This window comes from Georgenia sp. X1117, assembly GCF_057784635.1.
Genome location: NZ_CM173492.1, coordinates 2,443,394 through 2,468,475, shown reverse-complemented (window position 1 = coordinate 2,468,475; position 25,082 = coordinate 2,443,394). Strand labels below are relative to the sequence as shown.

The 25,082-nt window shown below is 74.1% G+C and carries 23 protein-coding genes; 10 read left to right on the top strand and 13 right to left on the bottom strand.

The window, feature by feature from the left end; genetic code table 11:
- Nucleotides 1–45 precede the first annotated feature (45 nt).
- The gene (locus AC3D3D_RS11360) at nt 46–699 is read left to right on the top strand and encodes a CueP family metal-binding protein (RefSeq protein WP_463663098.1); all 654 of its coding nucleotides are present in this window, start codon (nt 46–48) and stop codon (nt 697–699) included.
- Nucleotides 700–705: 6 nt separating this feature from the next.
- Here the strand turns inward: AC3D3D_RS11360 and AC3D3D_RS11355 are convergent, their stop codons facing one another.
- Entirely contained in the window at nt 706–1,758 is a 1,053-nt protein-coding gene (locus tag AC3D3D_RS11355; protein ID WP_463663097.1) for a nitronate monooxygenase, read from the bottom strand.
- A 93-nt stretch (nt 1,759–1,851) separates the two neighbouring features.
- On the opposite strand from AC3D3D_RS11355, the gene AC3D3D_RS11350 reads away from it, so the two are divergent.
- On the top strand, nt 1,852–2,118 hold the full coding sequence (locus tag AC3D3D_RS11350; RefSeq protein WP_463663096.1) for a DUF7218 family protein: 267 nt from the start codon (nt 1,852–1,854) through the stop codon (nt 2,116–2,118).
- Between the two features lie 103 nt (nt 2,119–2,221).
- On the opposite strand, the gene AC3D3D_RS11345 is transcribed toward AC3D3D_RS11350, so the two are convergent.
- Together AC3D3D_RS11345 and AC3D3D_RS11340 are read right to left on the bottom strand one after the other, a co-directional pair.
- Nucleotides 2,222–2,476: a GlsB/YeaQ/YmgE family stress response membrane protein gene (locus AC3D3D_RS11345; protein WP_463663095.1), complete on the bottom strand. Its 255-nt coding sequence runs from the start codon at nt 2,474–2,476 to the stop codon at nt 2,222–2,224.
- 326 nt (nt 2,477–2,802) lie between these two features.
- On the bottom strand, nt 2,803–5,820 hold the full coding sequence (locus AC3D3D_RS11340) for a metallophosphoesterase (protein ID WP_463663094.1): 3,018 nt from the start codon (nt 5,818–5,820) through the stop codon (nt 2,803–2,805).
- Between the two features lie 274 nt (nt 5,821–6,094).
- Between AC3D3D_RS11340 and AC3D3D_RS11335 the strand changes: the two genes are divergently transcribed.
- Entirely contained in the window at nt 6,095–6,463 is a 369-nt protein-coding gene (locus AC3D3D_RS11335) for a nuclear transport factor 2 family protein (RefSeq protein WP_463663093.1), read from the top strand.
- 100 nt (nt 6,464–6,563) lie between these two features.
- Here the strand turns inward: AC3D3D_RS11335 and AC3D3D_RS11330 are convergent, their stop codons facing one another.
- From AC3D3D_RS11330 to AC3D3D_RS11315, 4 genes are all read right to left on the bottom strand, one after another.
- The gene (locus AC3D3D_RS11330) at nt 6,564–7,487 is read right to left on the bottom strand and encodes a sugar phosphate isomerase/epimerase family protein (RefSeq protein ID WP_463663092.1); all 924 of its coding nucleotides are present in this window, start codon (nt 7,485–7,487) and stop codon (nt 6,564–6,566) included.
- A complete protein-coding gene (locus AC3D3D_RS11325; RefSeq protein WP_463663091.1) occupies nt 7,484–8,677 on the bottom strand; it encodes a dihydrodipicolinate synthase family protein in 1,194 nt (397 codons plus the stop codon). Before AC3D3D_RS11325 ends, AC3D3D_RS11330 begins: the two co-directional genes overlap by 4 nt.
- Entirely contained in the window at nt 8,677–9,855 is a 1,179-nt protein-coding gene (locus tag AC3D3D_RS11320) for a Gfo/Idh/MocA family protein (protein WP_463663090.1), read from the bottom strand. Before AC3D3D_RS11320 ends, AC3D3D_RS11325 begins: the two co-directional genes overlap by 1 nt.
- A 177-nt stretch (nt 9,856–10,032) precedes the next feature.
- Entirely contained in the window at nt 10,033–11,106 is a 1,074-nt protein-coding gene (locus AC3D3D_RS11315; protein WP_463663089.1) for a LacI family DNA-binding transcriptional regulator, read from the bottom strand.
- A gap of 297 nt (nt 11,107–11,403) precedes the next feature.
- Here AC3D3D_RS11315 and AC3D3D_RS11310 point away from each other — a divergent pair, with 297 nt between their 5' ends.
- From AC3D3D_RS11310 to AC3D3D_RS11280, 7 genes are all read left to right on the top strand, one after another.
- Nucleotides 11,404–12,636, top strand: coding sequence for an amino acid ABC transporter substrate-binding protein (locus AC3D3D_RS11310; protein ID WP_463663088.1), 1,233 nt, complete (start codon nt 11,404–11,406; stop codon nt 12,634–12,636).
- Between the two features lie 6 nt (nt 12,637–12,642).
- Nucleotides 12,643–13,527 (top strand): branched-chain amino acid ABC transporter permease, encoded by an 885-nt coding sequence (locus tag AC3D3D_RS11305; RefSeq protein ID WP_463663115.1) that lies wholly within the window; start codon nt 12,643–12,645, stop codon nt 13,525–13,527.
- Entirely contained in the window at nt 13,511–14,755 is a 1,245-nt protein-coding gene (locus AC3D3D_RS11300) for a branched-chain amino acid ABC transporter permease (RefSeq protein WP_463663087.1), read from the top strand. The genes AC3D3D_RS11305 and AC3D3D_RS11300 overlap by 17 nt, the downstream gene beginning before the upstream one ends.
- Entirely contained in the window at nt 14,745–15,509 is a 765-nt protein-coding gene (locus tag AC3D3D_RS11295; RefSeq protein WP_463663086.1) for an ABC transporter ATP-binding protein, read from the top strand. The genes AC3D3D_RS11300 and AC3D3D_RS11295 overlap by 11 nt, the downstream gene beginning before the upstream one ends.
- On the top strand, nt 15,502–16,242 hold the full coding sequence (locus tag AC3D3D_RS11290; protein ID WP_463663085.1) for an ABC transporter ATP-binding protein: 741 nt from the start codon (nt 15,502–15,504) through the stop codon (nt 16,240–16,242). The genes AC3D3D_RS11295 and AC3D3D_RS11290 overlap by 8 nt, the downstream gene beginning before the upstream one ends.
- A 237-nt stretch (nt 16,243–16,479) precedes the next feature.
- Nucleotides 16,480–16,830: a PadR family transcriptional regulator gene (locus AC3D3D_RS11285; protein WP_463663084.1), complete on the top strand. Its 351-nt coding sequence runs from the start codon at nt 16,480–16,482 to the stop codon at nt 16,828–16,830.
- Nucleotides 16,827–18,023, top strand: a complete 1,197-nt coding sequence (locus AC3D3D_RS11280; protein ID WP_463663083.1) for a hypothetical protein — start codon at nt 16,827–16,829, stop codon at nt 18,021–18,023. Before AC3D3D_RS11285 ends, AC3D3D_RS11280 begins: the two co-directional genes overlap by 4 nt.
- Before the next feature lie 69 nt (nt 18,024–18,092).
- Here the strand turns inward: AC3D3D_RS11280 and AC3D3D_RS11275 are convergent, their stop codons facing one another.
- From AC3D3D_RS11275 to AC3D3D_RS11250, 6 genes are all read right to left on the bottom strand, one after another.
- Entirely contained in the window at nt 18,093–19,019 is a 927-nt protein-coding gene (locus AC3D3D_RS11275; protein ID WP_463663082.1) for an EamA family transporter, read from the bottom strand.
- Nucleotides 19,016–19,933 (bottom strand): AEC family transporter, encoded by a 918-nt coding sequence (locus AC3D3D_RS11270; protein ID WP_463663081.1) that lies wholly within the window; start codon nt 19,931–19,933, stop codon nt 19,016–19,018. The genes AC3D3D_RS11275 and AC3D3D_RS11270 overlap by 4 nt, the downstream gene beginning before the upstream one ends.
- Nucleotides 19,930–20,913, bottom strand: a complete 984-nt coding sequence (locus tag AC3D3D_RS11265) for an endonuclease/exonuclease/phosphatase family protein (protein WP_463663080.1) — start codon at nt 20,911–20,913, stop codon at nt 19,930–19,932. The genes AC3D3D_RS11270 and AC3D3D_RS11265 overlap by 4 nt, the downstream gene beginning before the upstream one ends.
- 20 nt (nt 20,914–20,933) lie before the next feature.
- Nucleotides 20,934–21,389 (bottom strand): peptide-methionine (R)-S-oxide reductase MsrB, encoded by a 456-nt coding sequence (msrB, locus tag AC3D3D_RS11260; protein ID WP_463663079.1) that lies wholly within the window; start codon nt 21,387–21,389, stop codon nt 20,934–20,936.
- Between the two features lie 81 nt (nt 21,390–21,470).
- Entirely contained in the window at nt 21,471–24,542 is a 3,072-nt protein-coding gene (locus tag AC3D3D_RS11255; RefSeq protein WP_463663078.1) for a mechanosensitive ion channel family protein, read from the bottom strand.
- Nucleotides 24,543–24,674: 132 nt separating this feature from the next.
- Nucleotides 24,675–25,046 carry a metallopeptidase family protein gene (locus tag AC3D3D_RS11250; RefSeq protein WP_463663077.1) on the bottom strand — a complete coding sequence of 124 codons (372 nt, stop codon included), beginning with the start codon at nt 25,044–25,046 and terminating at the stop codon, nt 24,675–24,677.
- Nucleotides 25,047–25,082: the final 36 nt, after the last annotated feature.

Below are 25,082 nucleotides of genomic sequence, written 5' to 3'. Positions count from 1 at the left end.
AAGGTCCCGGTCGCGCCGGGTGACCCGGCCGTAGGGTCCGTGGTCGTGACCCGCCTACGACGCCTGCCCGCCGTCCTCGCCCTCGCGCTGCTCACGCTGGGCGCCTGCGCCGACGACGCTGACGACCCGACCCCCGTCGCCACCGATCCTGCCGCCGGCGTGGCCGACACCGCCCCCTCGACCTCGAGCGGCGTGGACGGCACGGGGACCGGGACGGTCGACGGCGTCCTGGCCCGGCTCGGGCTCGCGGGGACCTCCGGCGCCGAGCTCGTCGACGCGCTCGAGGCGACACCGCTCGCCGAGAGGCCGGACGAGCTCATGGCCTCGGTCCGCTACGACTCGGTGCAGCTGAGCACGCCGACCTCCGCCGCTCCGGTCGAGCTCGCGCTGGACGAGGACCTGTTCTACGTCTCGGTGGCGCCCTACGTGGACGAGACCCACGACTGCTGGTTCCACAGCCTGACGACCTGTCGCGGCGAGCTGGCCGGCGCCGAGCTCGACGTACGCGTCGTCGACCGGTCGGGTCAGGTCCTCCTGGACGAGCAGGTCACCACCGAGGACAACGGGTTCGCCGGGCTGTGGCTGCCGCGCGACGTCGAGGGCACGCTGAGCGTCACCCATGAGGGCCTCAGCGGCGAGCTGCCCATCGCCACCGGCCCCGACGACCCCACCTGCCTGACCACGCTGCGGCTGGCGTAGGCGCGGTCAGCCTGCGTCGGCACCGCCGCCCGGCAGTTTGCGGGCCGCGGCGATGAGGTCGGTGACGATGCGGCCGGCCGGGCCGGAGGGCGCCTCGCGCCACCGCTCCCCCGCCCACAGCGGGACGTAGCGGTGGTCCCCGGCCGCGCCCCCGGCCTGGCGGATCGGCCAGGTGACGTGGTTGACCGCGGGATAGGCGGCCGGGGCGACGGCGTCGAAGCGCCGCACCATGTCGTTGACGAGCGAGCGGGCCGGGCGGCCGGTGAACACGCGGGTCGGGGCGGTCGCGGTCAGGCCCGGGTCGCGCAGGGCGGCGCGGTGCGCGGGCGAGGTGCCGGCCTCGTCGGCGTCGAGCAGGGCGGTGCCGACCTGGACGGCGTCGGCGCGACGCAGGGCCGCGGCCACCGATCCCCCGGTCGTCAGGGCGCCGGCGGCGACCAGCGGGAGGTCGGCGGCGGCGCGGACCTCGCCGAGCAGCTCGAGCAGCCCGGTGGTGCCGGGGGTCTCGGCGACGGTGAAGGTCGAGCGGTGCCCGCCGGCCTCCGGCCCCTGGACCACGAGGACGTCGGCCCCCGCCCGGGCCGCGGCACAGGCGTCATCCGCGGAGGTGACGGTGACCCAGACCGCGGTGCCGACCTCGTGCAGGGCGCGGACCGCCGTCGGGTCGGGAAGCCCGAAGGTGAAGGACACGGCCGGGACGGGAGAACGGAGCAGGGCGTCGAGCTTCTCCGCGTAGGCGGCGTCGTCCTGACGGGGCTCGCCGAGCGCGTCGAGGCCGAGCTCGGCCGCGAGCGGGGCGAGGGCGTCGCGGTAGGCCAGCGCGGCGCCCAGGTCGGCGGGGACGGCGTCCGGGACGAAGACGTTGACGCCGAACCGCCGGGCGCCGAGCTCACGGGTGCGCTCGATCTGCCGGGCCAGCGCCGCGGCGTCCTGGTACCCGGCGCCGAGGAAGCCCGCTCCCCCGGCGGCATCGACGGCGGCGACCAGCTCCGGCGTCGAGGGACCGCCGGCCATGGGCGCGGCGACGACGGGCAGGGCGAGGTCCGCGAGGGAGAGCATGCTCAGCAGGCTAGCGAGCGGCGCCGGCCTGGGACTCGGTAGCGTCGAGGGCGGGCACCATGTGGTGCCCGTACCCTGCCGGAGGGGGGCGTCATGCCCGACGACGAGACACCCAGCCTGAAGAAGCCCGAGATGTACGAGGCGCTGCGGGAGGAGGGCGCCTCGCAGGAGAAGGCCGCCCGGATCTCCAACGCGGCCGCCGCCGAGGGGGAGAAGACGATCGCGCAGCGGGGCGGCGAGGCCGAACGCTACGAGGACCGGACGGTCGACGAGCTGCGGGCGCGCGCCAAGGAGCTCGGGCTGACCGGGTACTCCGACCTCAACAAGGACGAGCTGGTCGAGCTGCTCCGCGAGCACTGACGGGCTCGACGCAGCCCGGACGGCCGACGGGGCCGGCCGCAGATGCGGTCGGCCCCGTCGTGTCGGTCGTGGCGGGCGCCCGGGGCGCCTGCCGGTCAGCGGGTCAGCGGCGGGCCGATCGGCCGCGCAGCGCGATGAAGATGGTGATGAAGACGATCGCCAGCAGGATGCCGACGACCCAGGTGACGATGGTGGAGCCGTCGAAGAGCTGATCGGCGACCCAGCCGCCCGCGAGGGCGCCGAGCGCGCCGAGGATGATGGTCCACAGGATGCCGAGGTTCTGGTCACCCTTCATGAACAGGCGGGCGAGTGCGCCCATGATCGCGCCGACGATGACGAGCGAGATGAACGACCACATGACTTGCCTCCTTGTCTGCCGGGGGCCGGTGGGCGGCCTCCGCGCTGTGTGACAGCGGGGCCACTCTTGCACCGTTGCTGCACAGGTGCACGCGGAGAGCGCGAGTCGAAGGTCACTGTTGCGTCTCTGTTCGCCCGCCCACCCCAGTCACGGTGAGTGAGCAGGTCAGTCTCGCGAGTGAGCGGAATTGTGCCCGGCGAGTGAGCGGAAAATGGTCCGACCAGTGAGCACGGCCCGGTCCATGTGGACCGGGCCGTGCTCATTGGTCAGGCAGGAAAGTGCTCACTCGCCACGGGGACGGTGGCGGGTCGGCACCCTCCGATCTGTCAGCGGCGGATGCCGAGGGTGTCGGTGCCGTCGCCGTTCCAGTCGCCGACGAACACCTCGTCCGAGGCCCGGCCGTAGCGCTGCTCGATCTCCGCACGGGTCGAGGTCAGGCTGTTGGAGACCAGGTAGAGGTTCCCGCGACGCACCGCGAAGGAGTCCGCCCCGTCACCGTCCCAGTCACCGACCACGACATCGTCCGAGGCGCGGCCGTAGCCCAGCTCAGAATCGGCGTTCCCACCGGTCACGGAGTTGTTGATGTAGTACCGGTTGCCGCGACGGACGGTGAAGGTGTCCGAGCCGTCGCCGTCGAAGTCACCGACGAGGACCTCGTCACCGGAGCGGCCGTAGTTCAGCTCGATCTCCGCGTTGCCACCCTCGTGGGTGTTGGCGAGGAAGTACGCGTTGCCCCGGCGCACGGCGAAGGTGTCGACGCCGTCACCGTCCCAGTCACCCACGAGCACGGTGTCGCTCGCGCGGCCGAAGCCGAGCTCCACGTCCGCGTTCCCACCGACCAGGGTGTTGTTGAGGAAGTACCGGTTACCCCGACGCACCACCAGGGTGTCCGCACCGTCCCCGTCCCAGTCCCCCACCAGCACCGCATCACGCGAGCGGCCGTAGGCGAACACGTGGTCCGCGGTCGCGTCCCACCCGTCGTTGAGGAAGAACCCACGACCCGGCGCCGGCAGCTCCGGCTCGGGCTCCGGCTCCGGCTCCGGGTCGGGCCCCGGCTCCTCACCGACGACGGTAAGCGTGCCGGCCACGGCCTGCGAGCGACGCTCGCCGAACCCGTGGGTGAGGGCGAGATCGTAGGTGCCGGCTGCGGCGTCGGCGGGGGTGACGGCGCCCTCGAGGCTCCAGGTGCCCTCGTCGTCGACCGTGGCCTCGCCCGTGAGGGCGCCGGTCACCTCGACGGTCGCGCCGGGCCGGCCGGTGCCGCTCAGAGTCGCGGACTCCTCGCCCGCAGCGATCTCGACCTCGGTGGCCTCGGCCTCGAAGGCCTCGACGTCGGGACGGTCGATGAGCCACTCACCCGGCTCGGTGGCGCGGTCGATGACGCGGACCTCGCCGACGCCGCCGTGCCAGCCGGAGCCGATCTCGTCGTCGTTCGTGCCCGCGCCGATCATCCACGGGTAGCCCTCCTCGAAGGACATGCCGTTGCCGTCGGTGATGTTGCGCAGGATGGGCATGCCGTCGACGTACATCGTCACCGACCCGTCCGCGGGGTCGTTGACCATGGCGAGGTGGTACCAGTCGTCGGACGTGATCTCGCCCGACCAGGCGGTGCGGTCGCCCGTGGTGGGGTCCTCGGGGACGACGGTCCACTGGAACTCACGCAGGTTGGAGAAGCCGATCGACGCCGGCGCCTGGGTGTAGTCCCAGATCTGCGCCATGCCGGGGATGCGCGAGCGGTTGCCGGAGCGGGCGAGCGCGCGGGTCCACGCGTTCTCGTCCGCGGTCCAGCCCTCGGCGATGTTGATGAAGGCCTCGATGGTGTAGCCGTCGTCGAGCTCGACGTTGGTGACGGGCACGTCGTGCTCGGTGGCGAAGTAGCTGAAGCGGTCGTCGGAGTTCGACGAGTTCGCGAAGCAGATGCCGCTCGCGGCCGACGAGAAGGCGTGCCCCTCGCAGAGGGTGACGTCCTCCTCGAGGGCGGTCGGCGAGGTGTCGATCGGGCCGCGGGTCATCGCCTGCGCCTCGAGCACGGCGTCGGGCAGGACCGCCCCCTCGGGCAGGACGTCACCGACCTCGGCGTCGACGAGGTTGGGGCGCCAGTGCGCGACGGTGCCCTCGGTGCGGACGTAGTCCTCGGTGGAGCCGGGGACGGCGCGGTCGACCGGCGGGACGCCCTCGAAGCCGTCGAGGATGATCTCGCGGGCCTGATCGGTCAGCGAGGTGAGCTGCCCGTCGCCCGGCTCCCAGTCGGGGTTGAACCCGGCGAAGCGCTCGGCGAAGTCGATGTCGACCGTGTACTCCTCGTTGGCCGCGTCGAGCATGGGTCGGTCGTGGACCGTGAGCATGTCCTCGGGCTTGCCGACCACCCAGGGCGAGGGCGCGGAGACGTGGATGGCGTCGTTCTCGAGGTCGAACTCGAACAGGCCGAGGTAGCCGTTGCCGCCCTCGTAGTGCATCTGCCAGTCCTGCAGGACCTGGATGACGTCGTTGCCGTGGTCGTTCTGCACGGTCCGGTGGGTCGAGCCGTGGTTGTGGCCCGAGATGGTGAGGAAGATCTGGTCGTTGTCGCGGATCAGCCCCTCCCACAGGCGCTCACCGTTGCCGCCGGTGACGGCGGTGACGCCGTCGGAGTCGACGCCGAGGATCTCGTGCGAGGTGAGGATCGTGGGCAGCGTGGGGTGGTCGGCCATGACCTGCTCGGCCCACTCGAGGGTGGCGTCGGAGGTGCGCCAGGCCAGGGCGAGCACGAGGTACTCCTGCCCCTCGGCCTCGAACACGTGGTACTCGCTGAAGCCGGTGGCGTCGCGCCCGGAGGTGGGCGACTGGCCGGCGGAGCGCTCCGGCGAGAACCACTGGAGGAACGGCTCGTCCGCGCCGAGCTCGGTGTCATCGACCCCCGAGTTCGTCAGGTCGTGGTTGCCGGGCAGGACCGAGTACGGGAGCTCGGCGTCCTCGAGCGCCTGGTGGGCGGCGTCGGCGGCGATCCACTCGTTCTCCACGCCCGCGCGGTCGACGACGTCGCCGACGTGCGTGACGAAGGGGATGTTGAGCTCCTCGTGCACCTCGGCGAGCCAGTCGGTCTGCGCCTGGTAGGGGTTGGTGCCGTAGCGGGGCTCGAACTGGTCGGCGGCGTAGCGGGAGTAGAACTGCGTGTCCGGCAGGTTGGCCAGGGTCCAGCGCGAGCCGGTCTCCACCTGGTCGGGGGCGGCGTCGTCCGTGGTCGCGGGGCTGGTCCGAGCGGCGTCGGCGGGGGCTGAGGCCGCGGGGGCGGCCAGCCCGGCCGCCATGACGGCGGCGAGGACTCCGGCGGACGCGAGGGTGGTCCGTCGTGGGCGAGGGCTCACGTGTCTCCAGTCGATGGGGGGTGGGAGGGCGCATCGGCCGAGCGCCCTCCGGCACGGAACCACCACGGGCTGAACGGCCTGCGAGCGGGAGGGGTCCGCGGGGTGAACCCGGGCTGCTCGAAGGAGCAGAACCCGGTGATGGCGCCGTTCGTCAGCTGGAGAGCCCCGCCAGGTGCCCGGCCGGGGCGCCGTGGCACTTCACCGGCGCTACGGTGGCCGCCCCGTCCCGCCCCGTCCGAGGTGGCGGGCCGTCCCACGATCTCGGGAGGCGCACGTGCTGGATCAGCTGCTGGACCTCGAGCGGCAGGGGTGGCAGTCCCTCTGCGACGGCACGGGGGCCGACTTCTACGGCCGGACCATGACCGACGACGGCGTCATGGTCCTGGCCCACGGCGCGGTCCTCGACCGGCAGGGCGTCGTCGACTCGCTCGACGCCGCACCGCCGTGGCGGACGTACGCCATCGCGGACGCCCGCCTCATCCCCTTCGGCGACGACCATGCCGTCCTCGTCTATACCGGGCGCGCCTGGCGCGACGGCGAGGAGCCCGCCTTCGAGGCGCTCATGTCCAGCGTCTACACCCGCGCCGGGGACGGCTGGCGGCTCGCGCTCTACCAGCAGACGCCCATCCCCTCGCAGGGGTAACCCGGCCGGTCGTCATCGAGGCCCGCCGGTCCCGTCCCGGCGGGCAGGCACGTGCTCACTCGTCAGGCAGAAAACTGCTCACTCGCCGGGTCGGGGGTGGTCAGAGGTGGGGGTGGACGAGGCGGGTGTAGCGGTCCGCGATCGTCGCGACGACCTCGTCGCCGGGGGTGTCCCAGATCGCCTGGTTGAAGATCTCCACCTCGACGTCGCCGGTGTACCCCGCCTCGGCCACCCAGCGGGTGATCGTGGCGAAGTCGACGAAGCCGTCGCCCATGTAGCCGCGCGAGAGCAGCGGGTCCGCCGCGATCGGCAGGTTCCAGTCGCACACCTGGTAGCCGGCGATCCGCCCGCCGGCCCCCGCGCGGGCGATCTGCTCGCGCAGCTGCGGGTCCCACCACACGTGGTAGGTGTCCACGACGACGGCGACCTCCGCCGCGTCGAACTGCTCGGCGAGGTCGAGGCACTGCCCGAGCGTGGAGAGCACCGCCCGGTCGGCGGCGAAGATCGGGTGCAGCGCCTCGAGGACGATCCGCACGCCGTGCTCGCGGGCGAAGGGCACGAGCTCGGCCACCCGGTCGGCCACACGCCGGCGGGCCGCGACGAGGTCCCGGTCGCCGCCGCCGTCGCGGGGCGGCAGGTTGGGGCCCGTCGCCGCGGGCAGGCCGCCGACGACCATGACCAGCGCGTCGGTACCCAGCGTCGCCGCCTCGACGATCGCGGCGCGGTTGTCCTCCACCGCCGCGCGGCGCCCGTCGTCGTCGGGGGCCGTGAGGAACCCGCCGCGGCACAGGGAGGAGACCCGCAGGCCGGCCGATCGCACGAGGGCCGCGGCCTGCTCGAGGCCGGCCTCGGCCACGCGGTCGCGCCACAGCCCCAGTGCCGGCAGGCCGGCCCGCTCGGCGCCGCGCACGGCCTCCTCGAGCGTCCACGCCTTGGTGGTCGCGGTGTTGAGGGAGAGCCGGGACAGGTCCCGGCTCCCGGCGTCCGTCGTCCCGCCCGACGGCGCGGCCCGCCCCGCGCTCATCGCCCGTCCTCCAGCCCGCTCACCGCGAGGAAGGACCGCATGCGCCCGGCGGCGAGCTCGGGGTCGGCGAGCAGGCCGGCGGCGTCGGCGAGGCGGAAGAGCTCGACGAGGTGCGCCGTCGAGCGCCCGCCGTGCAGGCCACCGACCATGCGGAAGCCGCTCTGGTGGCCGTCGAGCCAGGCGAGGAAGGCGACGCCGGTCTTGTAGTACATCGTCGGGGCGGCGAAGATGTGCCGCCCGAGCGCCTGCGTCGAGGCGAGGATCTCGTGCGCGCGGCGGTCGTCCCCGGCGTCGAGGGCCTGCAGCGCGGTCGAGGCGGCCGGGGCGATGGCGGCGAAGATGCCCAGGAGGGCGTCGGAGTGCCCGCGCTCGTCGCCGACGACCAGGTCGGGGTAGTTGTAGTCGTCGCCGGTGTACATCCGCACGCCCTCGGGCAGGCGCTCGCGCAGCCAGATCTCCAGCTCGGCGTCGAGCAGGGAGATCTTGATGCCGTCGACCTTCCCGGCGTGCTCGCGGATGAGACCGAGCACGGTCTCGGCTGCCCGGTAGGGGTCGGTCGAGCCCCAGTAGCCGCGCAGGGCGGGGTCGAAGGCCTCGCCGAGCCAGTGCAGGATCGCGGGCCGGTCGACCTCGGCCAGGAGGGTGGCGTAGATGGCGAGGTAGTCCTCGGCGTCGCGGGCGACGGCGGCCAGCGCCCGGGAGGCCATGAGGATCGGGCGCGAGCCGGCGGCGGAGACGACCTCGAGCTGCTCGCGGTAGGCGGCCAGCACCGCCTCGAGCGCGGCGCCCGGCTCGAGGCCGGTGACCGCGGCGGCGCCCAGCTGGTCGGTGCCCGCTCCGCAGGCGATGAGGCCCCCGACGGAGCGGGCCTCGGCCGAGGAGCGGCGGATGAGCTCGGCGGCGGCCGGCCAGTCCAGGCCCATCCCCCGCTGGGAGGTGTCCATCGCCTCGGCGACCCCCAGCCCCCAGGACCACAGGTGGTGGCGGAAGGCGAGGGTCGCGTCCCAGTCGAGGACGGCGGGGCTGCCGGGGGCGAAGTCGGAGCCGAGCGTGGGCACGACGTGCGCGGCGGCGTAGGCCACGCGCGCGGCGGCCGGCCCCTCGGGGCGGGTCCACGGGCCGGGGGCGCGAAGCGTGTGCTCGGCCCGTCCGCCGTCGGGCGTGGGCAGGAGGAGGGTGGCAGCGCCCATCAGTTCCCTCCCCCGTCGAGGCTGAGCACGGGCACGTCGAGGCGGCGGCCCTCGGCCGAGGAGCGCAGGCCGAGCTCGGCGAGCTGGACGCCGCGGGCGGCCGAGAGCAGCCCGTAGCGGTGCTCACGCCCGGCGATGACGTCGCGCAGGAACTCCTCCCACTGGAGCTTGAAGCCGTTGTCGAGGTCGCCGTTGGCGGGGACCTCGAGCCACTGGTCGCGGAAGGGCTCGGTGACCGGCAGGTCGGGGTTCCACACCGGCTTGGGGGTGTGGGCGCGCTGTTGGGCCACGCACCTGCGCAGACCGGCGACGGCGGAGCCGTGCGTGCCGTCGACCTGGAACTCGACGAGCTCGTCGCGGAAGACGCGCACCGCCCACGAGGAGTTGATCTGGGCGACGACGGGGTCGCCGTCGGGGGTGCGGATGCCGAAGATGCCGTAGGCGGCGTCGTCGGCGGTGGCGTCGTAGGGCTCGCCACGCTCGTCCCAGCGGGTGGGGATGTGGGTGGCGGTCTGGGCGGTGACGGTCTCGACCTGGCCGAGGATGCCCTCGAGGACGTAGTTCCAGTGGCAGAACATGTCGGTGGTGATGCCGCCGCCGTCCTCGGTGCGGTAGTTCCACGAGGGGCGCTGGGCGGGCTGGTGGTCGCCCTCGAAGACCCAGTAGCCGAACTCCCCGCGCATGGACAGGATGCGGCCGAAGAAGCCCTCCTCGACCAGGCGGCGGAGCTTGACGAGGCCGGGCAGGTAGAGCTTGTCGTGCACGACGCCGGCGACGACGCCGGTGCGGTCGGCCAGGCGGGCCAGCTCGAGCGCCTCCCCCAGGGTCTCGGCGGTGGGCTTCTCGGTGAAGACGTGCTTGCCGGCCTCCATCGCCGCGGTCAGCGCCGCCCGGCGCCGGGAGGTGACCTGGGCGTCGAAGTAGATGTCGGTGGCCGGGTCGGCGATCGCGGCGTCGACGTCGGTGCTCCACCCCGCGATGCCGTGCTGCTCGGCGATCTCGCGCAGCCGGTTCTCGTTGCGGCCGAGCAGGACGGGCTCGACCTGGACGCGCGTGCCGTCCTCGAGCTCGACGCCGCCGGCGTCGCGGATGGCGAGGATCGAGCGGACGAGGTGCTGTCGGTACCCCATCCGTCCGGTCACGCCGTTCATGGCCAGTCGCAGGGTGCGGGTGCTCATCTCGAGATCTCCATCGACGCCGGGACGCTTGGAATGCGCTTTCCCGAAAGGTAGGGGTGCGCGATCGGGCATGTCAAGACGAGCGGCTGCGGTGGGGCCGGTCCGGCCGGGCGGAGGGGAGCGACCAGCTGGTCGGGGGGCTCGACCTGCTCGACGGCGGGGCGGGCCGCGGGCCGGTCAGTCGAGCGGCGGGGTCGACTCGCGCAGGACGACCTCACCCTCGACGACGACCTCCATCGGTCCGTCCTCCGGCGGGGCCAGGGCGAGCCCGGTGACCTGGCGACCCATCTCCCGCAGCGGCACGCGGACGGTGGTCAGCGCCGGGGTGACGTCCTGGAGGGTGGCGATGTCGTCGAAGCCGGCCAGGCCGAGGTCGCCGGGCACGGAGCGGCCCGACTCGCGGGCCGCGGTCAGGGCGCCGAGGGCCATGACGTCGTTGACGGCGAACACGGTGTCGAAGCGGTCCGCGTCGCCGACCTGCGCGAGCAGCTCGGCCATCGCGGCGTGCCCGCCGTCGCGGGTGAAGTCTCCGGGCACCACGAGGTCCTCGGGCACCGGGCTGCCGAGCTCGGCGGCCGCGTCCCGGAACCCTCGGGCCCGCTCCTGGGCGGTGAGGTTGACGGTCGGTCCGCACAGCAGGGCGAAGCGGCGCCGGCCGATGCCGTGCAGCGCGCGGGCGAGGTCGGCGCCGCCGCGCTCGTTGTCCGCGTGCACAGCGTTGACGCCGAGGATGGGCTGGCTGACGATCGCCACCGTGCCGCCGCGGGCCTGGTAGACGTCCAGCGCGCGGCGCAGGCGCAGGTTCGCCTCGCCGTCGCGCTGGCGGGCGCCGACGATGATGATCGCCCGCGCCCGCTGCATCTGCAGCGCCTGGACGTACTGCAGCTCGCGGTCCGCGTCGTTGTGCGTGTTGGCCAGGGTGACGAGGAGGTCGGCGGCGTCGGCAGCGTCGGACACGCCCGCGGCGATCGCGGAGAAGTACGGGTCGGAGATGTCGCGGACGATGAGGCCGATGATGGCGGTGCGGCCGCGGGCCATCGCCTGCGCGTGGGCGTTCGGGGAGTAGCCGAGCCGCTCGGTGGCGGCGAGGACGCGCTCGCGCAGCTCGGGGCGCACGGAGCGGTCCTTGCTCCCGTTGATCACCCGCGAGGCCGTGGCCAGGGAGACCTCGGCCGCCCGCGCGACGTCGGACAGGGTGACCTCGCCGGGGCTCCCGGACCGCCTGCCGGAACCGGACCTCCCTGCCGCCATCTCGCACCTCCCGGTCGGGCCCCGGGCCCGACGGGCACCGGGCAGGGCCCGCATCGCCGGGACGTTATCAGCACCCCGGGCGCCCCGCAGCGGGAACCACGGCGCCTGCGCCGCCGCCCGCCGGGACGGTCCCCGACGACGCGGCCCGCGCCGGCGACCCGGCGGGCACGGTCCTCATCCCGGCGGGTCCGAGGCGGGTCCGCGGCGGGCCCAAGCCGGGTCTTGTGCACCGGGACACACATCCCCTACTGTGCGGAAAGCGCTTTCGCGCAGTCACGTTCGAACAAGGAGGCTCGAATGTCAACGACGAGGTTGACCCGGCTGTCGACGGTGGCCGCCACCGCCGCAGCCCTGGCCCTGGTGGCCGCCTGCGGTTCCGGTTCCGACGACGGCGGGGACGGCGGGGACTCCGACGACCCGATCGTCATCGGCGTCTCCCTCCCCCTGACCGGCGACTTCGCCGAGCCCGGTCTCGGCGTCCAGCGCGGCTACGAGACCTGGGCGGAGGTCGTCAACGAGAACGGCGGTCTGCTCGGCCGCCAGGTCGAGCTGCGCATCCTCGACGACGCCTCGGACGCCTCCCGGGTGGTCTCCGACTACGAGTCGCTCATCGCCCAGGACGAGGTGGACCTGCTGTTCGGCCCGTTCTCCACCCGCCTGGTCGTGCCCGCCTCCCGCGTGGCCTCCGAGTACGGGATGCTCTTCGTCGAGCCCGCCGCCGCGGCCGCCGAGGTCTTCGAGAACGGCTTCGAGAACATCTTCTACGCGGCCCCCGCCATCGCCCCGGACCACTACAACTACCTGGTCGAGTACATCGAGGCCATGCCCGAGGGCGAGCGCCCCGAGACGGCCGCCGTCGCGGCGATGGACGACCCCTTCGCCCAGGGCACCGCCTACGGCCTGCGCGACGGGCTCGACGAGCTCGGCGTGGAGATCGTCGTCGACGAGGTCTACCCGCCCAACGCCACGGACTTCTCCAGCATCGCGGCGCGGATCGCCGACGCCGACCCGGACATCGTCATCGGCGGCACCCAGTACCAGGACGCGGTCAACCTCATCCTCGCGCTGCAGCAGCTGAACTACCAGCCGCGTCTGGCCGCCTTCAGCACCGCCCCGACGAACCCCGAGTTCGTCGAGGCCATCGGCGGCGACGTCGACGGCATCATCGCCCCGACCGGCTACACGCCCGAGGCGCCGTACCCGACCAACGAGGAGTTCGTCGAGGCGCACACCGAGATCCACGACCACGCCCCCGGCGAGGACGAGGCCAACGCCTACACCACCGGCCAGGTCGTCGCCGCCGCCGTCGAGGCCGTGGGCTGCGCCGAGCAGGGCGACTGCCAGCAGGAGCTCATCGACTGGCTGCACGGCAACTCGGTCGACACCATCGTCGGCACCCTGTCCTGGGACGAGGCCGGCCGCCCGGACGGCGCCCACCTCATCCAGCAGTACATCGACGGCGAGATCGCCATCGTCCTGCCCGAGGACGCCGCCGAGGCCGAGCTGGTCTACCCCAAGCCGGAGTGGTGATCGGTGATCTCCGGCACCCTCCTGTTCCAGACCCTCGTGTTGGGGGTCCTCGTCGGCGGGCTGTACGCGCTGCTCGCCGCGGGGCTGACCCTGTACTTCGGGATCATGCGCGTGGTCATGCTCGCCCACGCCGCGTTCATCGTGCTCTCGGCCTACATCGCCTGGCGCTTCGCGGGCGTGACGGGCCTGGACCCGATGCTCTCCCTGGTCATCACCGTCCCGGCGTTCTTCCTCATCGGGTTCGTCATCCAGCGCTACCTGCTCACCCGGCTCAAGCCGTCCACGATGACGATGATGTCGGTCCTGCTGACCTTCGCCATCGCGCTCATCATCGAGGGCCTGCTCGGCATGGCGTACTCCGGCACGCAGCGGCGCATCAACCTGCCGTACGGCGCCTCGAGCATCGAGCTGCTCAGCGCGCGCATCCCGGTCGTCCAGGTCATCTCGTTCGGCCTGGCCGCGGTCAGCCTCGTCGTGCTCTACGTCGTGCTGAAGAAGACCCGCTTCGGCCGGTCGCTGCGGGCCACGATCCAGCACCCCGAGGCGGCCAAGCTCGTCGGCATCGACACCAACCGCACCGCCGGCCTGGGCTTCGGACTGGGCCTGGCCACCGCGGCGGTGGGCGGCGCGGCCCTGTCCCTGCAGGCCACGATCTACCCCTCGCTGCACTGGCACTGGATCGGCCCGCTCATGGCGATCATCGTCGTCGGGGGCCTGGGATCGATCCCCGGCGCCGCCCTGGCGGCGATGGTGCTCGGCATCGGCCGGGTGCTGCTGGAGATCCCGGTGGGGTCCACCTGGGCGCAGACGATCTTCTACCTCGCCCTGTTCGCCACCCTCATGGTCCGCCCCCAAGGATTCTTCGGAGGACGTCTTGCCCAACGCTTCTGACACCCTGACCCGCCCGCGGCAGGCCGCCTCCGCCGAGGCCGGCGACCGTGGCAAGCGGGTGCGCGGACTGATCTCGATCGCCGTCGTCGTCGCCGTGCTCGCCCTGTGGCCGGCGCTCTCGCCGAACGCCTACATGCTCAGCGCCGGCGTCATCGTGCTCAACTTCGCGGTGCTGGCCACGGGCTGGAACATCATGGGCGGCTTCACCGGCTACATCTCGCTGGGCCACGTCGCCTTCTTCGGCCTGGGCTCCTACGGCACCGCCCTGCTGGTCATCGAGGGCGGCCTCTCCCCCTTCGTGGCGGCCCTCGTCGCCTCGCTGGGCACCGTGGCCATCGCGATCCCGGTGGGCTTCGCGGCCCTGCGGGTGCGCGGGGCGTCCTTCGTGATCGTCACCATCGCCCTGGTCCTCGTGCTCCAGCTCGTCTTCCAGAGCTGGCGCGCGATCACCGGCGGCTCGGAGGGGCTCGTGGTCCCCCGGCCGTTCCCGGACATGCTGCGGCCCGAGCACCACCAGACGTTCTACTTCATCTTCCTCGGGCTGCTCGCACTCGCGCTGCTCGTGTGGTTGTTCATCGACCTGTCCCGGTTCGGGGCCGGTCTCAAGGGCGTGCGCGAGGACGAGGACAAGGCCGAGTCCCTGGGCATCCCCACCGCGACGCTCAAGCTGATCGCCTTCGTCGTCTCGGCCTTCGTCGTCGCGCTGGCCGGGGGCCTGTACGGCCTGTGGTTCGGCGACCTGGACCCGATCTTCCAGTTCGACGTCGTGCTCAGCTCGCAGATCGTCCTCATGGCTCTGCTCGGCGGGAGCCGCTTCCTGTTCGGCCCGCTCATCGGGGCGGTCGTCGTCGGGATCGCGCTGGAGTACTTCGTCCTCAACTTCGGCGAGACGCAGTTCCACCTCGTCGCCACCGGCATCCTCCTCGGCGTCGTCGTGCTCTTCCTGCCCGACGGCGTGCTCACCGGGGTGCAGCAGCTCTGGCGCCGGCTTCGCCACCAGGGCGCCACCTCGATCCGCGAGGTCAGCGCCGAGGAGCTGCGCGCGGAGCAGACCGCGCGCAGCGGGGCGACGACGGCCGGTGCCGAACCGGCGGGCGGCTCCAAGACGGCGGGAGCGACCGACCCGGCGGGCGGCTCCGAGCGGGCAGGAGCCTCCGCCCCGGCGGGCGGCTCCGCCGGCGCCACCACGACCAGCACGGAGGGCAGGGACCATGACGATGACCGATGACCGCACGGAGGTGGCGGTGGGCACCGCCGTCCTGCGCACCGACGCCCTGTCGAAGTCCTTCGGCGGCGTGCACGCCGTCCAGGAGGCGAGCGTGTCCTTCCTCGACGGGAAGATCAACGGGCTCATCGGGCCCAACGGCTCCGGCAAGACCACGTTCTTCAACTGCGTGACCGGGATGATCAAGCCCGACTCGGGCTCGGTCCACCTGCGCGGCAAGGAGATCACCCGGTGGGCGCCGCACCGGATCGCCCGGGCCGGCCTCGGGCGCAGCTTCCAGCTGTGCCGGACCTTCCCGCGGATGACCGTGCTGGAGAACATGCTCGTCGCGGTCCAGCCCCGCTCCCTGGGCGAGTACCTGGGCGGCGCACGCTCGCCGGAGACCGTCGAGCGGGCGCGGGCCATGCTCGCCCGGGTGGGCATCGACCACCTCGAGCGCTCCGAGGCCCGCGACCTGTCCTACGGGCAGCAGAAGCTGCTCGAGCTGGGCTCGACGCTCATGTCGGACCCGTCGTTCGTCATGCTCGACGAGCCCGCCGGCGGCGTGAACCCCTCGCTCATCGAGCGCATCGCCGTGCTCGTGCGCGAGCTCAACGACGAGGGCACGACCTTCCTCATCGTCGAGCACAACATGGAGCTCATCATGAAGCTATGCGACCACATCGTCGTGTTCGACCGGGGCGCCCCCATCGCCACGGGGACGCCCGACGTCGTCAAGTCCGACCCGCGCGTGCTGGAGGCCTACCTTGGTGTCTGACCCGGACGTCATCCTCTCCCTCGACGGCATCGAGGCCGGCTACGGCAAGGCGGCGCTCGTGCTGCGCGGCCTGTCGGTCGAGGTCCGGCGCGGCACGGTGGTGTGCCTCGTGGGGCCCAACGGGGCGGGCAAGTCCACCGTCCTCAAGGTCGCCTCGGGGCTGCTCAAGCCGCGGGCCGGCTCGATCTCGCTCAACGGCACCGACGTCACCGGCAAGGGACCGCAGGCGCTGCTGCGGCTGGGCCTGTCCCACGTCCTGCAGGGGCACAGCGTCTTCCCCGAGATGACGGTCGAGGAGAACGTCCTGCTCGGCGGGTTCTCGGTCAAGGACCAGTCCTCGCTGGCCGAGCGGGCCGACGTCGTGCGTGACATCTTCCCTGTCGTCGCCGAGAAGTGGTCCGCCGCGGCGGGCCTGCTCTCCGGCGGGCAGCAGAAGCAGGTCGAGTTCGCCCGCGCGCTCATGGTCAGCCCGGACGTCGTGCTCCTCGACGAGCCGTCGATGGGCCTGGACCCCAAGCGCACCACCGTCGTCTTCGAGCAGGTCGCCCGGATGCGCGACGCCGGGGTGGCCGTCCTGCTCGTCGAGCAGAACGCCCGCCGGGCCCTGGAGATGGCGGACATCGGCTGCGTCCTCGACCTGGGCCGGGTCTTCGCCACCGGGCCGGCCCGCGAGCTCCTCGCCGACCCCAAGCTCTCCGACCTCTACCTCGGCGGGCGCCCGGCCACGACCTGAGCAGAGGACACCGACCGCTGCCGGCGGGCGCCGGCCGCCCCCGCGCCCGCCGGCAGCACCTGCCCGACGCCCCGCCTCCCGGACCCGTCCATGGTCCGGGGCGCGGGGCGTCGGCGTGACCGGGGAGGTCGCGCCCAGCGTCGTCCCACCCGGGGGCGTCGGGCCCTGGGTCGCCCCCTCCCCTCCCTCCGCCAACGAGATCGACGCCCTATCTAGATACCTGCCATACTTAGATACGTGAACGACGAGGAGATGCCGTGGCCCCCGCAGTGGGTGCGCGCGGCCCTCGGTACCGGCGTGCTGGCGTGCCTGGCGGTCGAGGACCTGCACGGCTACGCGATCGCCGAGCGGCTGGCCGCGCGCGGCCTGGGCCGCCCGAAGGGTGGGTCGCTGTACCCGCTGCTGTCCGCGCTCGAGGACTCCGGCGCCGTCGTGGCCACCTGGGCCGCGGGCGAACGGGGCCCGGGCAGGCGCACCTACGCGATCACGCCGGCCGGCCGCGCCCGGCTGGCCCGCGAGCTCGAGGGCTGGCGAGCGCTCGTCGACACGCTGGCGACGGACGCGCCGACCGGACAGGGGGATCGATGAGTGCCGGACAGGAGAAGGTCGACACCGCGATCGATCGGATCGCCGCCGCGGGAGCCGCAGGGCCGGGGGCGGACTGGGCCCGACGGGCCGCGGGCATGCTGCTGCTGGCCGACGTCCGCGGCGAGCGCATCGTCGAGGCGGTCACCGAGGTGGCCGACGAGGTCGAGCGCTCGGGCGAGACGCCGCAGGAGCTGTTCGGCACGCCCGAGGACTTCGTGCGTGACGTGCGCGCGCGGTGGCGCGAGACCGGCGTCGAGCAGCACGCCCCGGAGCGGCTCACGGCCCGCGACCTGAGCGTCGAGACCCTGGCGATCGCCTGCGGGTTCGGCGCGCTCTTCTCGTTCGTCAACCTCCTCGACTGGTCCGTGCACGAGCCCTTCACCCTCTCCCGGCAGCTGGCCCCGCTCGCGCTGGCGGTCGCGTCCCGCGCGGTCGGCGCGACGTGGTCCGTCGTGCGGGTGCGTCGCTCCCACCGGGCGGGGATGATCGCAGCCGGAGCCGTGCTCGCGGTGTCCGTCGCCCTGACGGTGACGCTGTTCGCCGTCGGGAACGACGTGGTCGTCGGCTCGAACGCGCTGCTCGGTTTCGTGGGGGCGACGCTCGCCTACGGCGTGCTGGCCTGGCTCGTCGCGCGTGCCTGGTCGGCGCCTCCGGAGCCGGCCGCCGGCCCCGGGCCGGCTCGTGGGGCGAGGGGCCCGGTCGGGCCGGGCCCCGACGACGCGGCGCCGGACGGCCCGGAGTCGGACGGCACAGCGCTGGGCGACGCGGCGCTGGGCGACGCGGCGGTGGGCGACGCGGCGGCCGACGACGCCGCGCTCGGCGCGGAGCCGCTCGACGACGGGGCCTGGCTCGTGGCCCTCGGCCGGGCGCTGCGCGGGCGGGACGACATGGGCGACGCCCGCGTGGCGGAGATCCAGGCCGAGGCCCGAGACCACGCTCGCGACGCCGGGACCTCGCTCGCCCGTGAGTTCGGCGCCCCCGCCGCGTACGCGGACCGGTTCCCGGAGGAGCGCGGGGCCCGCGCCCGGTGGCGGGCCTGGTTCGCCTCCGGTCTCGCCGGCGGCGTGCTCGTCTACAACGTCGTGGCGTACCTGGAGGGAACGGCGTCGGTCTGGGGCGCGCTCTGGCTGGCGCTCACCGCCGGCTGCGCGGTCGTCGAGTGGCGTCACGCCAGGCGCACCGGTCGGGCGTAGGCGAGGCGGGTGCCGGTGGCGGGCCGGTCGGCCGGCGCCACCCGCGCCCCCGGTCCTCAGCAGCGGCCCTCAGCCCCGGTGCGGCGTGTCACCCGGCCCGGGCGGGTCCGGCTCCGGCAGGCGGACGGGGGGCGGCGTCGGCCGGCTCGCCAGGCCGACGGCGACCGAGACCATGACGAGCCCCGCGATCTCCGCGGCGTTCGGCACCTGCCCGAGCAGGACGAGCCCGACGACCAGGGAGGTCACCGGCAGCAGCGAGGTGAGCAGCGCGAAGGTCGCCGCGGTGAGGCGGCGGAAGGCCAGCTGGTCGATGACGTAGGGCACGACCGAGGAGAGCACGGCCACCCCCACGACGAAGGGCAGCAGGTCCCACCCGATCAGCGGGGCCGAGCCGGGGGCACCCAGCGGGAGGTAGGCGAGGGCGGCGATCGCCAGCCCGACGCCGAGCGTGTCCGGCCCCGCCACGCGACCGGACTGGCGCCGGCCGACGACCATGTACGCCGCCCAGGTCGCCCCCGCGCCCAGGGAGTAGAGCGTGCCGATCAGCTGGTCGCGGTCGGTGAGGTCGACGCCGAGGCCGCCGATCGTCGCCACGCCGGCGAAGGCGAGCAGCACGGCGAACCGGTTGAGCCACCCCCTGCCGCCGACCGCGGCGAGCAGCACCGGCCCGAGGTACTCCAGGGAGACGACCGTGCCCAGCGGGAGGCGCGCGATCCCCTCGTAGAACAGCAGGTTCGTCCCGCCGAGCGCGAGCCCGAACAGCGCGGTCCAGCCCAGCGCCACCCAGGGTCGCTCGCGCGGCCAGCGCCGCCACGGCCGCCGCCAGGCGAGGAGGATGAGCGCGGCGATGCCCATGCGCGCCCAGCCGACGGCGAGCGCCGGGGCGGAGGCGAAGAGCCCGACGGCGAGGCCGGAGCCCACGTAGGACGACGTGCCGGCGGTGAGGAAGTAGACCGGCGGGGGGACCTTGCCGACGATCTCGCGGAGCCGGCTCACTGCAGCAACCCCGTGGCGGCGACGATGACCGGGACGCACAGCGCCGAGGAGGCGAGGATGCTCCGGCGCACGAGGTCGACCTGCGTCCGGTAGCGCATCGCGTAGACGAACACGTTCTGGGCGGTCGGCAGGGCCGCGACGGCGACGACGCCGAGCAGGGCGTCGCCCTCAAGGCCCGCGACCGGCCCGCCGATCACCCAGGCCACGAGCGGCGCGACGAAGGACTTGAGCACGACGGCGGTCGCCACCTCGCGCACGGGCGCCCGGTCGCCGGCCTCGCCGCCGCCGTGGATCGACATGCCGAAGGCGAGCAGCAGGGCGGGCACCGTCATGTCGGAGAGCATGCCGACGGGCGTGGCGACGACGTCGGGGAGCTGCCAGCCGGTCAGGGAGAGCACGATGCCGGCGAGGACGCCGAGCACCGGCGGGGAGAGGACGGGCGCGAACACCCGCCAGCCCGCCCCGGCCCGTCCGGTCGCCCGGTCGAGCAGCGCGAAGCTCACCGGCACCATGACCAGGAGCTGAAGCAGCATGGCGGGGACGACGGGCGCCGCGGTGCCGACGGTGAGCACGAGGATCGGCAGGCCGAGGTTGCCGGCGTTGACGTAGCTCGAGCTCAGGGCGCCCAGGATGCTGCCGGCGGGCGAGGAGCGCAGGAGGGTGCGGCCCAGGACGGCGTAGGTCAGCGCCATGAGCACCGCGGTCGAGACCGTGACGACGGCGGCGGTGGAGAACACGTGTGCGACGTCGGCCCCGGCGAGCGTGGTGACCATCAGCGCGGGCACGCCCGCGTGGAAGACGACGCGGCTGACGGTGTCGGCGGCGCCGCGGCCCACCACCTGGGTGCGGGCAAGCACGTACCCGACGACGACGATGAGGCCGAGCGCGGCGAAACCGCCCAGGACGGCGGTCACGAGGCGGGCCCGGTGGTGGTAGCGGTGCCGGTGGTCGCGGCGCCGGTCGCGCCGGGCGCGGTGGCGTCCGGCGCGTGGACTCCGGCGGCGGTGGCGCGGGCGGCGTCGGCAGGGACGCGCAGGTCGGTGACCTCGGCGACGAGCGTGAGGTGGTCGGCGACCGGCAGCCGGTGCACCTCGCCGGCTCCGTGCGCGGCGAGGCCGGCGGAGCCGAGGACGTGGTCGATCTGGCGGGCCGGTCGGTGGGCCGGGAAGGTCCGCCCGACGGCGAGGGGGGCCAGGTCGGTCGCGCCCGCGACGGCGGCGGGGGTCAGGTTGAGGTCGCCGGCGAGGAGGTGCTCGCCGCCGTGCCGGGTGAGCCGGGTGGTGAGGTCGGCGAGCTGGGCGCGGGCGACGGCGCCGTCGGTGGCGAGGTGGGTGGCGGCGACGGCGAGCGGGCCGCCGGGGGCGTCCAGCTCGGCGACGAGCACGGCGCGGGACTCGTCGCGGCGCACGGCGAGCCGGCCCGTCCGCAGGACGGGGCCGCCCGCGGCCAGGGGGTGGTCGGCAGGCAGGACGAGGAGGCGGGAGGGGTAGGTCCAGGCCCGCCACGCGCGCACGGGGACGCGGCTGAGCAGGGCGACGCCGTAGGCGGGCACCCAGGGCGCCGTCGGGAGCGGGAGGCGGAGCCGGGGGCCGCCGCGCGGCCCGACCTCGGCGGCGGCGAGCCGGTGGTGGGGCATGCCGAGCAGGCGGGCCAGCACGCGGGCCTGGTCGACGTAGCCGGAGCGGCGCTGACCGCGGTCGACCTCCTGGAGGGCGACGACGTCGAGGTCGAGGTCCGCCAGGGCGGCGGCTGCCGCGCGCAGGGCGTCGGTCGGGCGTGCGGGACCTGCGTGAGCGGGGTCGGCGTGCGCGGGGTCGGCGTGCCCGGGGTCGCCGGACAGGCCCGGCCCTCCCCCGCGCGTCGGCGTCCCGTGCTGGAGGTTGACCGTGGCCACCCGGAGCGGGCGGCCGGGCCTCAACGGTCGGTCGAGGTGTCGGCGGAGGGCTCGACGTCGTGCTCGGCGGGGGCGAAGGACAGCGAGATCGAGTTCATGCAGAACCGATCGCCGGTGGGGGTCTGCGGGGCGTCGTCGAAGACGTGGCCGAGGTGCGAGCCGCAGCGTCGGCACCGCACCTCGGTGCGGACCATGCCCAGCGAGCGGTCCTCGAGCAGCTCGACGGCCTCGGAGTCCTGCGGCGCGTAGAACGAGGGCCAGCCGCAGTGGGCGTCGAACTTGGTCTCCGAGCGGAAGAGCTCGGCGCCGCACGCGCGGCAGGAGTAGATGCCCTCGCGCTGCTCGTCGAGCAGGGCGCCGGTGAAGGGGCGCTCGGTGCCCGCGAGGCGCAGGACCTGGAACTCGTCGGGGTCGAGGACCGTCCGCCACTCGTCGTCGGTCCGGGACACCGCGTACCCGTCGGAGGAAGTCGTCATGGCTCCATCGTGCGCCTCGTGACGCGATCCGTCACGCCCGTCCACGGTCGGCGTACGGGTGCGGGCCGGTCGCGGCGGACGTCAGTCGCCGCCCGGGCCGCCGTCGCCCCCGCCGTCACGGCCGGCACCGCCCGGCCCGGCCCCGCCCTCGGCGGGTCCGCCGCCGAGGTCCGAGGCGTCGCGGCCGTGCACGGCACGATGGGTGGCCTCCCGGCGCTCACGCTCCGCGCGCTCGAGCTCCAGGCGGTCGGCTTCCTCCCGCTCCTGCACGGCACGGTCGAGCTCCTCGCGCTCCTGCGCGGCGCGCTCGAGCGCCTCGCGGCTCGGCCGCCCGTCGTCGACCAGGTCGGGGCCGTTGAGCAGGTCGTCCTCCTCGGCCGGCCAGGAGTCGTCACCACCGTCGACCGCCGCCACGTCGTCGAGCGTCTCGTCCGGGTAGGCGCCGTCGTCGAGCGCCTCGCCGTCGGACACCTCGCCGTCGGGCGTCTCGTCGATCTCGATCGCCGGCAGAAGCGCCGTCTCGCCCGAGCGGGCGGGCAGCACGTCGGCCGACGCCGGCTCGCCCAGGTCACCGGTGAGCTCGACCGGACCCTCGATACGGGGCTCGTCCTCGAGCGGGACGTCACCGGACGCGGCCGGCTCCGCGGCGTCCTCCCCGGTGAGCTCGATGACCCCCGAACCGGTGGTGGCCTCGTCCTCGTCGCGGTCACCCGCCATGGCGCGACCGATCGCACCGAAGGTGGTCGTCGCGGCGTCGGTCTCCGAGCGCCCGTACGACCCGTCGTCGGACGGGTGCTCGCCGGTGCTCGCCGCGCGACGACGCTCGACGTTCGCCTCGGTCTCGGCCTGCACGGCCTCGTCGGGCCCGGTGAACTTCGCGCCGCGGGCCTCGTTCTCGGGTGTCCCCGTGTACATCGAGGAGGCGTGGGCGCCGGTCTCCGTCACCGCCGGCGCGGAGGCCGCGACCGGCTCCCCCGCGGAGAGCGCGCTGCCGGTCGAGTAGGCACTGTCCGTCGAGTACGCGCTCCCGGTGGAGTAGGCACTGACCGTGGAGTACGAGCTGCCGGTCGAGTAGGCGCTGTCCGTGGAGTACGCGCTCCCGGTGGAGTAGGCGCTGTCCGTGGGGTAGGCGGTACCGACCACCGGGCGGCCCGGCCGGCCCGGGCTGAACCGGTAGACCAGGCTGCGCCGCAGCGGACCCGACGGGTACTCGTCGGGGTAGCCCGGCAGCGCGTCGCCGCGGTCGCCGATGCTCATGTCGTCCGGGTAGCCGGGCGGGTAGACCGCCGCGGCGTTGGCCGAACCTGCCGAGATGGCCGACACCGCCGAGCGGTGCGTCCGCGCCGTCCACCCCCTGCCGGCCACCGACTCCTGGTCCGCACTGTTGCCCGTGGGCCTACCGCCCGCGGAGCCGCTCCCCGGGGACCCGGCGGTCGCGGGCGAGGGCCGCTCGGCGTCGAGGTCCCTCGCGGTCCCGGCACCCGCACGGGTGCCCGACGCGCCACGGCGACCGCCCCGCTCGTCCCGGTCCCCGCGACGGCGACCGCCCGGCGCCTTGCCCTTCGCGCCCTTCGCTGCTGCGCCCTTCGCCGGCGCACCCTTCGCGGCCGCATCCTTCCCGCCCGCGGCGGCACCGCTCGTAGCGGCACCGCGCGCGGCACCCGCAACGCCCAGGTCGCCGGCCCCGGCCGACGCCGCCCGGGCGGCCGACGGCGCGGAGGCGGCCAGCGCGTCGTCGAGCGCCTCCTTGCTCATCACCGTGGTCTGCGACGACGTGTCGTCGTGCAGGGGGACCTGTCCGCGCCGACCCAGCCCACCGCCGTCGCGCTGGGCCCGGCGCCGGTCCTCCCGCGCCGCCCGACGCCGGGCCCGCCGCGAGGCGGCCTCCCGCCGTCGCCGGGCCTCGGCCGACTCCCCGGCCCGGGCACGCGCCGCCTCCGCGGCCCGCACCTGCTCGCGGTCGCGGTAGTCCTTCTCGATCTCGGCGAGCTCCTGCAGGTCGGCGTCGAGGGCGGCCCGCTCGTCCAGGTCGTGCGCCCGCGGCGGCGTGATCGCCTCGTGGGGCGGATCGATGTCCTCGAGACGATGACGCGGCAGCGCGTACGGGGCACGGGTCTGCAGGAAGTCGAGCAGCTCCTCGCGCAGGTAGTAGCGCAGGTCGACGAGCGTGCCCGGGTCCTTCGCCGAGACCAGCGCCCGGACCGTGACGAACCCGCCCTCGGCGTCGAAGACCTGGAAGAGCCCCAGGTTCTTGTCCCACAGCGGCGTCTTGTCGAGCAGGCGCTGCATCTCGGCACGCATCGCGGGCACAGGGACGCGCCAGTCGACGTCGAAGGCCACCGTGCCGAGGATGCTCGTCTCCCGGCGGGTCCAGTTCTCGAAGGGGTTGGTGGTGAAGTGCGAGGACGGCAGGATGATCCGCCGGTTGTCCCAGGTCAGGACGACCACGTAGGTCAGCGTGATCTCCTCGATGTAGCCGTACTCCCCCTCGATGACGATGGTGTCGTCCACGCGGATCGCGTCGGTGAAGGCGAGCTGGATCCCGGCGAAGAGGTTGGCGAGCGTGCTCTGCGCGGCGATACCGGCGACCACGGAGAGAATGCCCGCCGAGGCCAGCATCGAGGCGCCGGCGGCGCGGGCGGCCGGGAAGGTGAGCAGGACGACCGCGAGGCCGATGATCCAGATGACCACCACGCCGACGCGGCGCAGCATGGCCGACTGGGTCATCACGCGCCGGCCGTGCGTGCTCGGCTCCCCGTCGACGGCGTTGTCCCGCACCGCGCGGACGGCGAAGTCCTCGAGGACCTTCGCCAGCGCCGCGACCATCCACGTGACCGCCAGGATGATCGCCACGAGGAGCCCGTGCTGGACGGCACCGCGCCAGCCGGGCACCTGGACGTCCGGGGGTAGCCGGGTGGCCACGTAGAAGCCGACCATGATCCCGACGACGACCAGCAGGGTCCTCAGCGGCGTCTTGATCCGGTCGTAGACCATGCGCACCGCCTGGCGCGAGCGCCCCAGGCCGATGGCCACCGCCCCCAGGAGCAGGGCCAGCGCCAGGCCCGCGCCCGCCCCGGCCGCGGAGTACAGCACCACCGAGAGGACGTCGAGCGTCGTCGCGAGGGCTTCGTCAGTGGCCGACTCCGCGTTCATGGAACCAGGCTACGGCCCGACGTCGGCGCCCCGCCGTCGTCGGGCCTGCCCCCATGGGCGGGTGCGACGTCGGGGGCCGGTGGCGCCGTCGAGGGCGGTTGCGCCCCTGGGCCGGTGGCGTCGCCCGACCGGTCAGCCCCAGCCGAGCTCGTGCAGGCGCTCGTCGGAGATGCCGAAGTGGTGGGCGATCTCGTGGACCACGGTCACCGCCACCTCCTCGACGACCTCCTCCACGTCCTCGCACCAGCGCAGGGTGGGGCCGCGGAAGATGGTGATGCGGTCGGGCAGGGAACCGGCGGCCCATCCGTCGTCGCGGTCGGTCAGGGGCGTGCCCTCGTAGAGGCCGAACAGCTCGCCCTCCTCGACGCCGTCGAGCTGCTCGGCCGTGGCCTCCTCGGCCACGAGCACCACGACGTTGTCCATCGCTGCGGCGAGCTCGGGCGGGACGAGGTCCAGGGCGTCGGCCACGGCGTCCTCGAACTCCTGCTCGCTCATCTCGACCATCACCCCATTGTCCCGGACGTGGCCCTCAGGCGCGGG

Coding starts and splice junctions, on each gene's coding strand:
- AC3D3D_RS11250 (WP_463663077.1), bottom strand. CDS start 25,046: ATGGTCGAGATGAGCGAGCAGGAGTTCGAGGACGCCGTGGCCGACGCC.
- AC3D3D_RS11355 (WP_463663097.1), bottom strand. CDS start 1,758: ATGCTCTCCCTCGCGGACCTCGCCCTGCCCGTCGTCGCCGCGCCCATG.
- AC3D3D_RS11295 (WP_463663086.1), top strand. CDS start 14,745: ATGACCGATGACCGCACGGAGGTGGCGGTGGGCACCGCCGTCCTGCGC.
- AC3D3D_RS11280 (WP_463663083.1), top strand. CDS start 16,827: ATGAGTGCCGGACAGGAGAAGGTCGACACCGCGATCGATCGGATCGCC.
- AC3D3D_RS11255 (WP_463663078.1), bottom strand. CDS start 24,542: ATGAACGCGGAGTCGGCCACTGACGAAGCCCTCGCGACGACGCTCGAC.
- AC3D3D_RS11310 (WP_463663088.1), top strand. CDS start 11,404: ATGTCAACGACGAGGTTGACCCGGCTGTCGACGGTGGCCGCCACCGCC.
- AC3D3D_RS11315 (WP_463663089.1), bottom strand. CDS start 11,106: ATGGCGGCAGGGAGGTCCGGTTCCGGCAGGCGGTCCGGGAGCCCCGGC.
- AC3D3D_RS11330 (WP_463663092.1), bottom strand. CDS start 7,487: ATGAGCGCGGGGCGGGCCGCGCCGTCGGGCGGGACGACGGACGCCGGG.
- AC3D3D_RS11350 (WP_463663096.1), top strand. CDS start 1,852: ATGCCCGACGACGAGACACCCAGCCTGAAGAAGCCCGAGATGTACGAG.
- msrB (WP_463663079.1), bottom strand. CDS start 21,389: ATGACGACTTCCTCCGACGGGTACGCGGTGTCCCGGACCGACGACGAG.
- AC3D3D_RS11325 (WP_463663091.1), bottom strand. CDS start 8,677: ATGGGCGCTGCCACCCTCCTCCTGCCCACGCCCGACGGCGGACGGGCC.
- AC3D3D_RS11345 (WP_463663095.1), bottom strand. CDS start 2,476: ATGTGGTCGTTCATCTCGCTCGTCATCGTCGGCGCGATCATGGGCGCA.
- AC3D3D_RS11320 (WP_463663090.1), bottom strand. CDS start 9,855: ATGAGCACCCGCACCCTGCGACTGGCCATGAACGGCGTGACCGGACGG.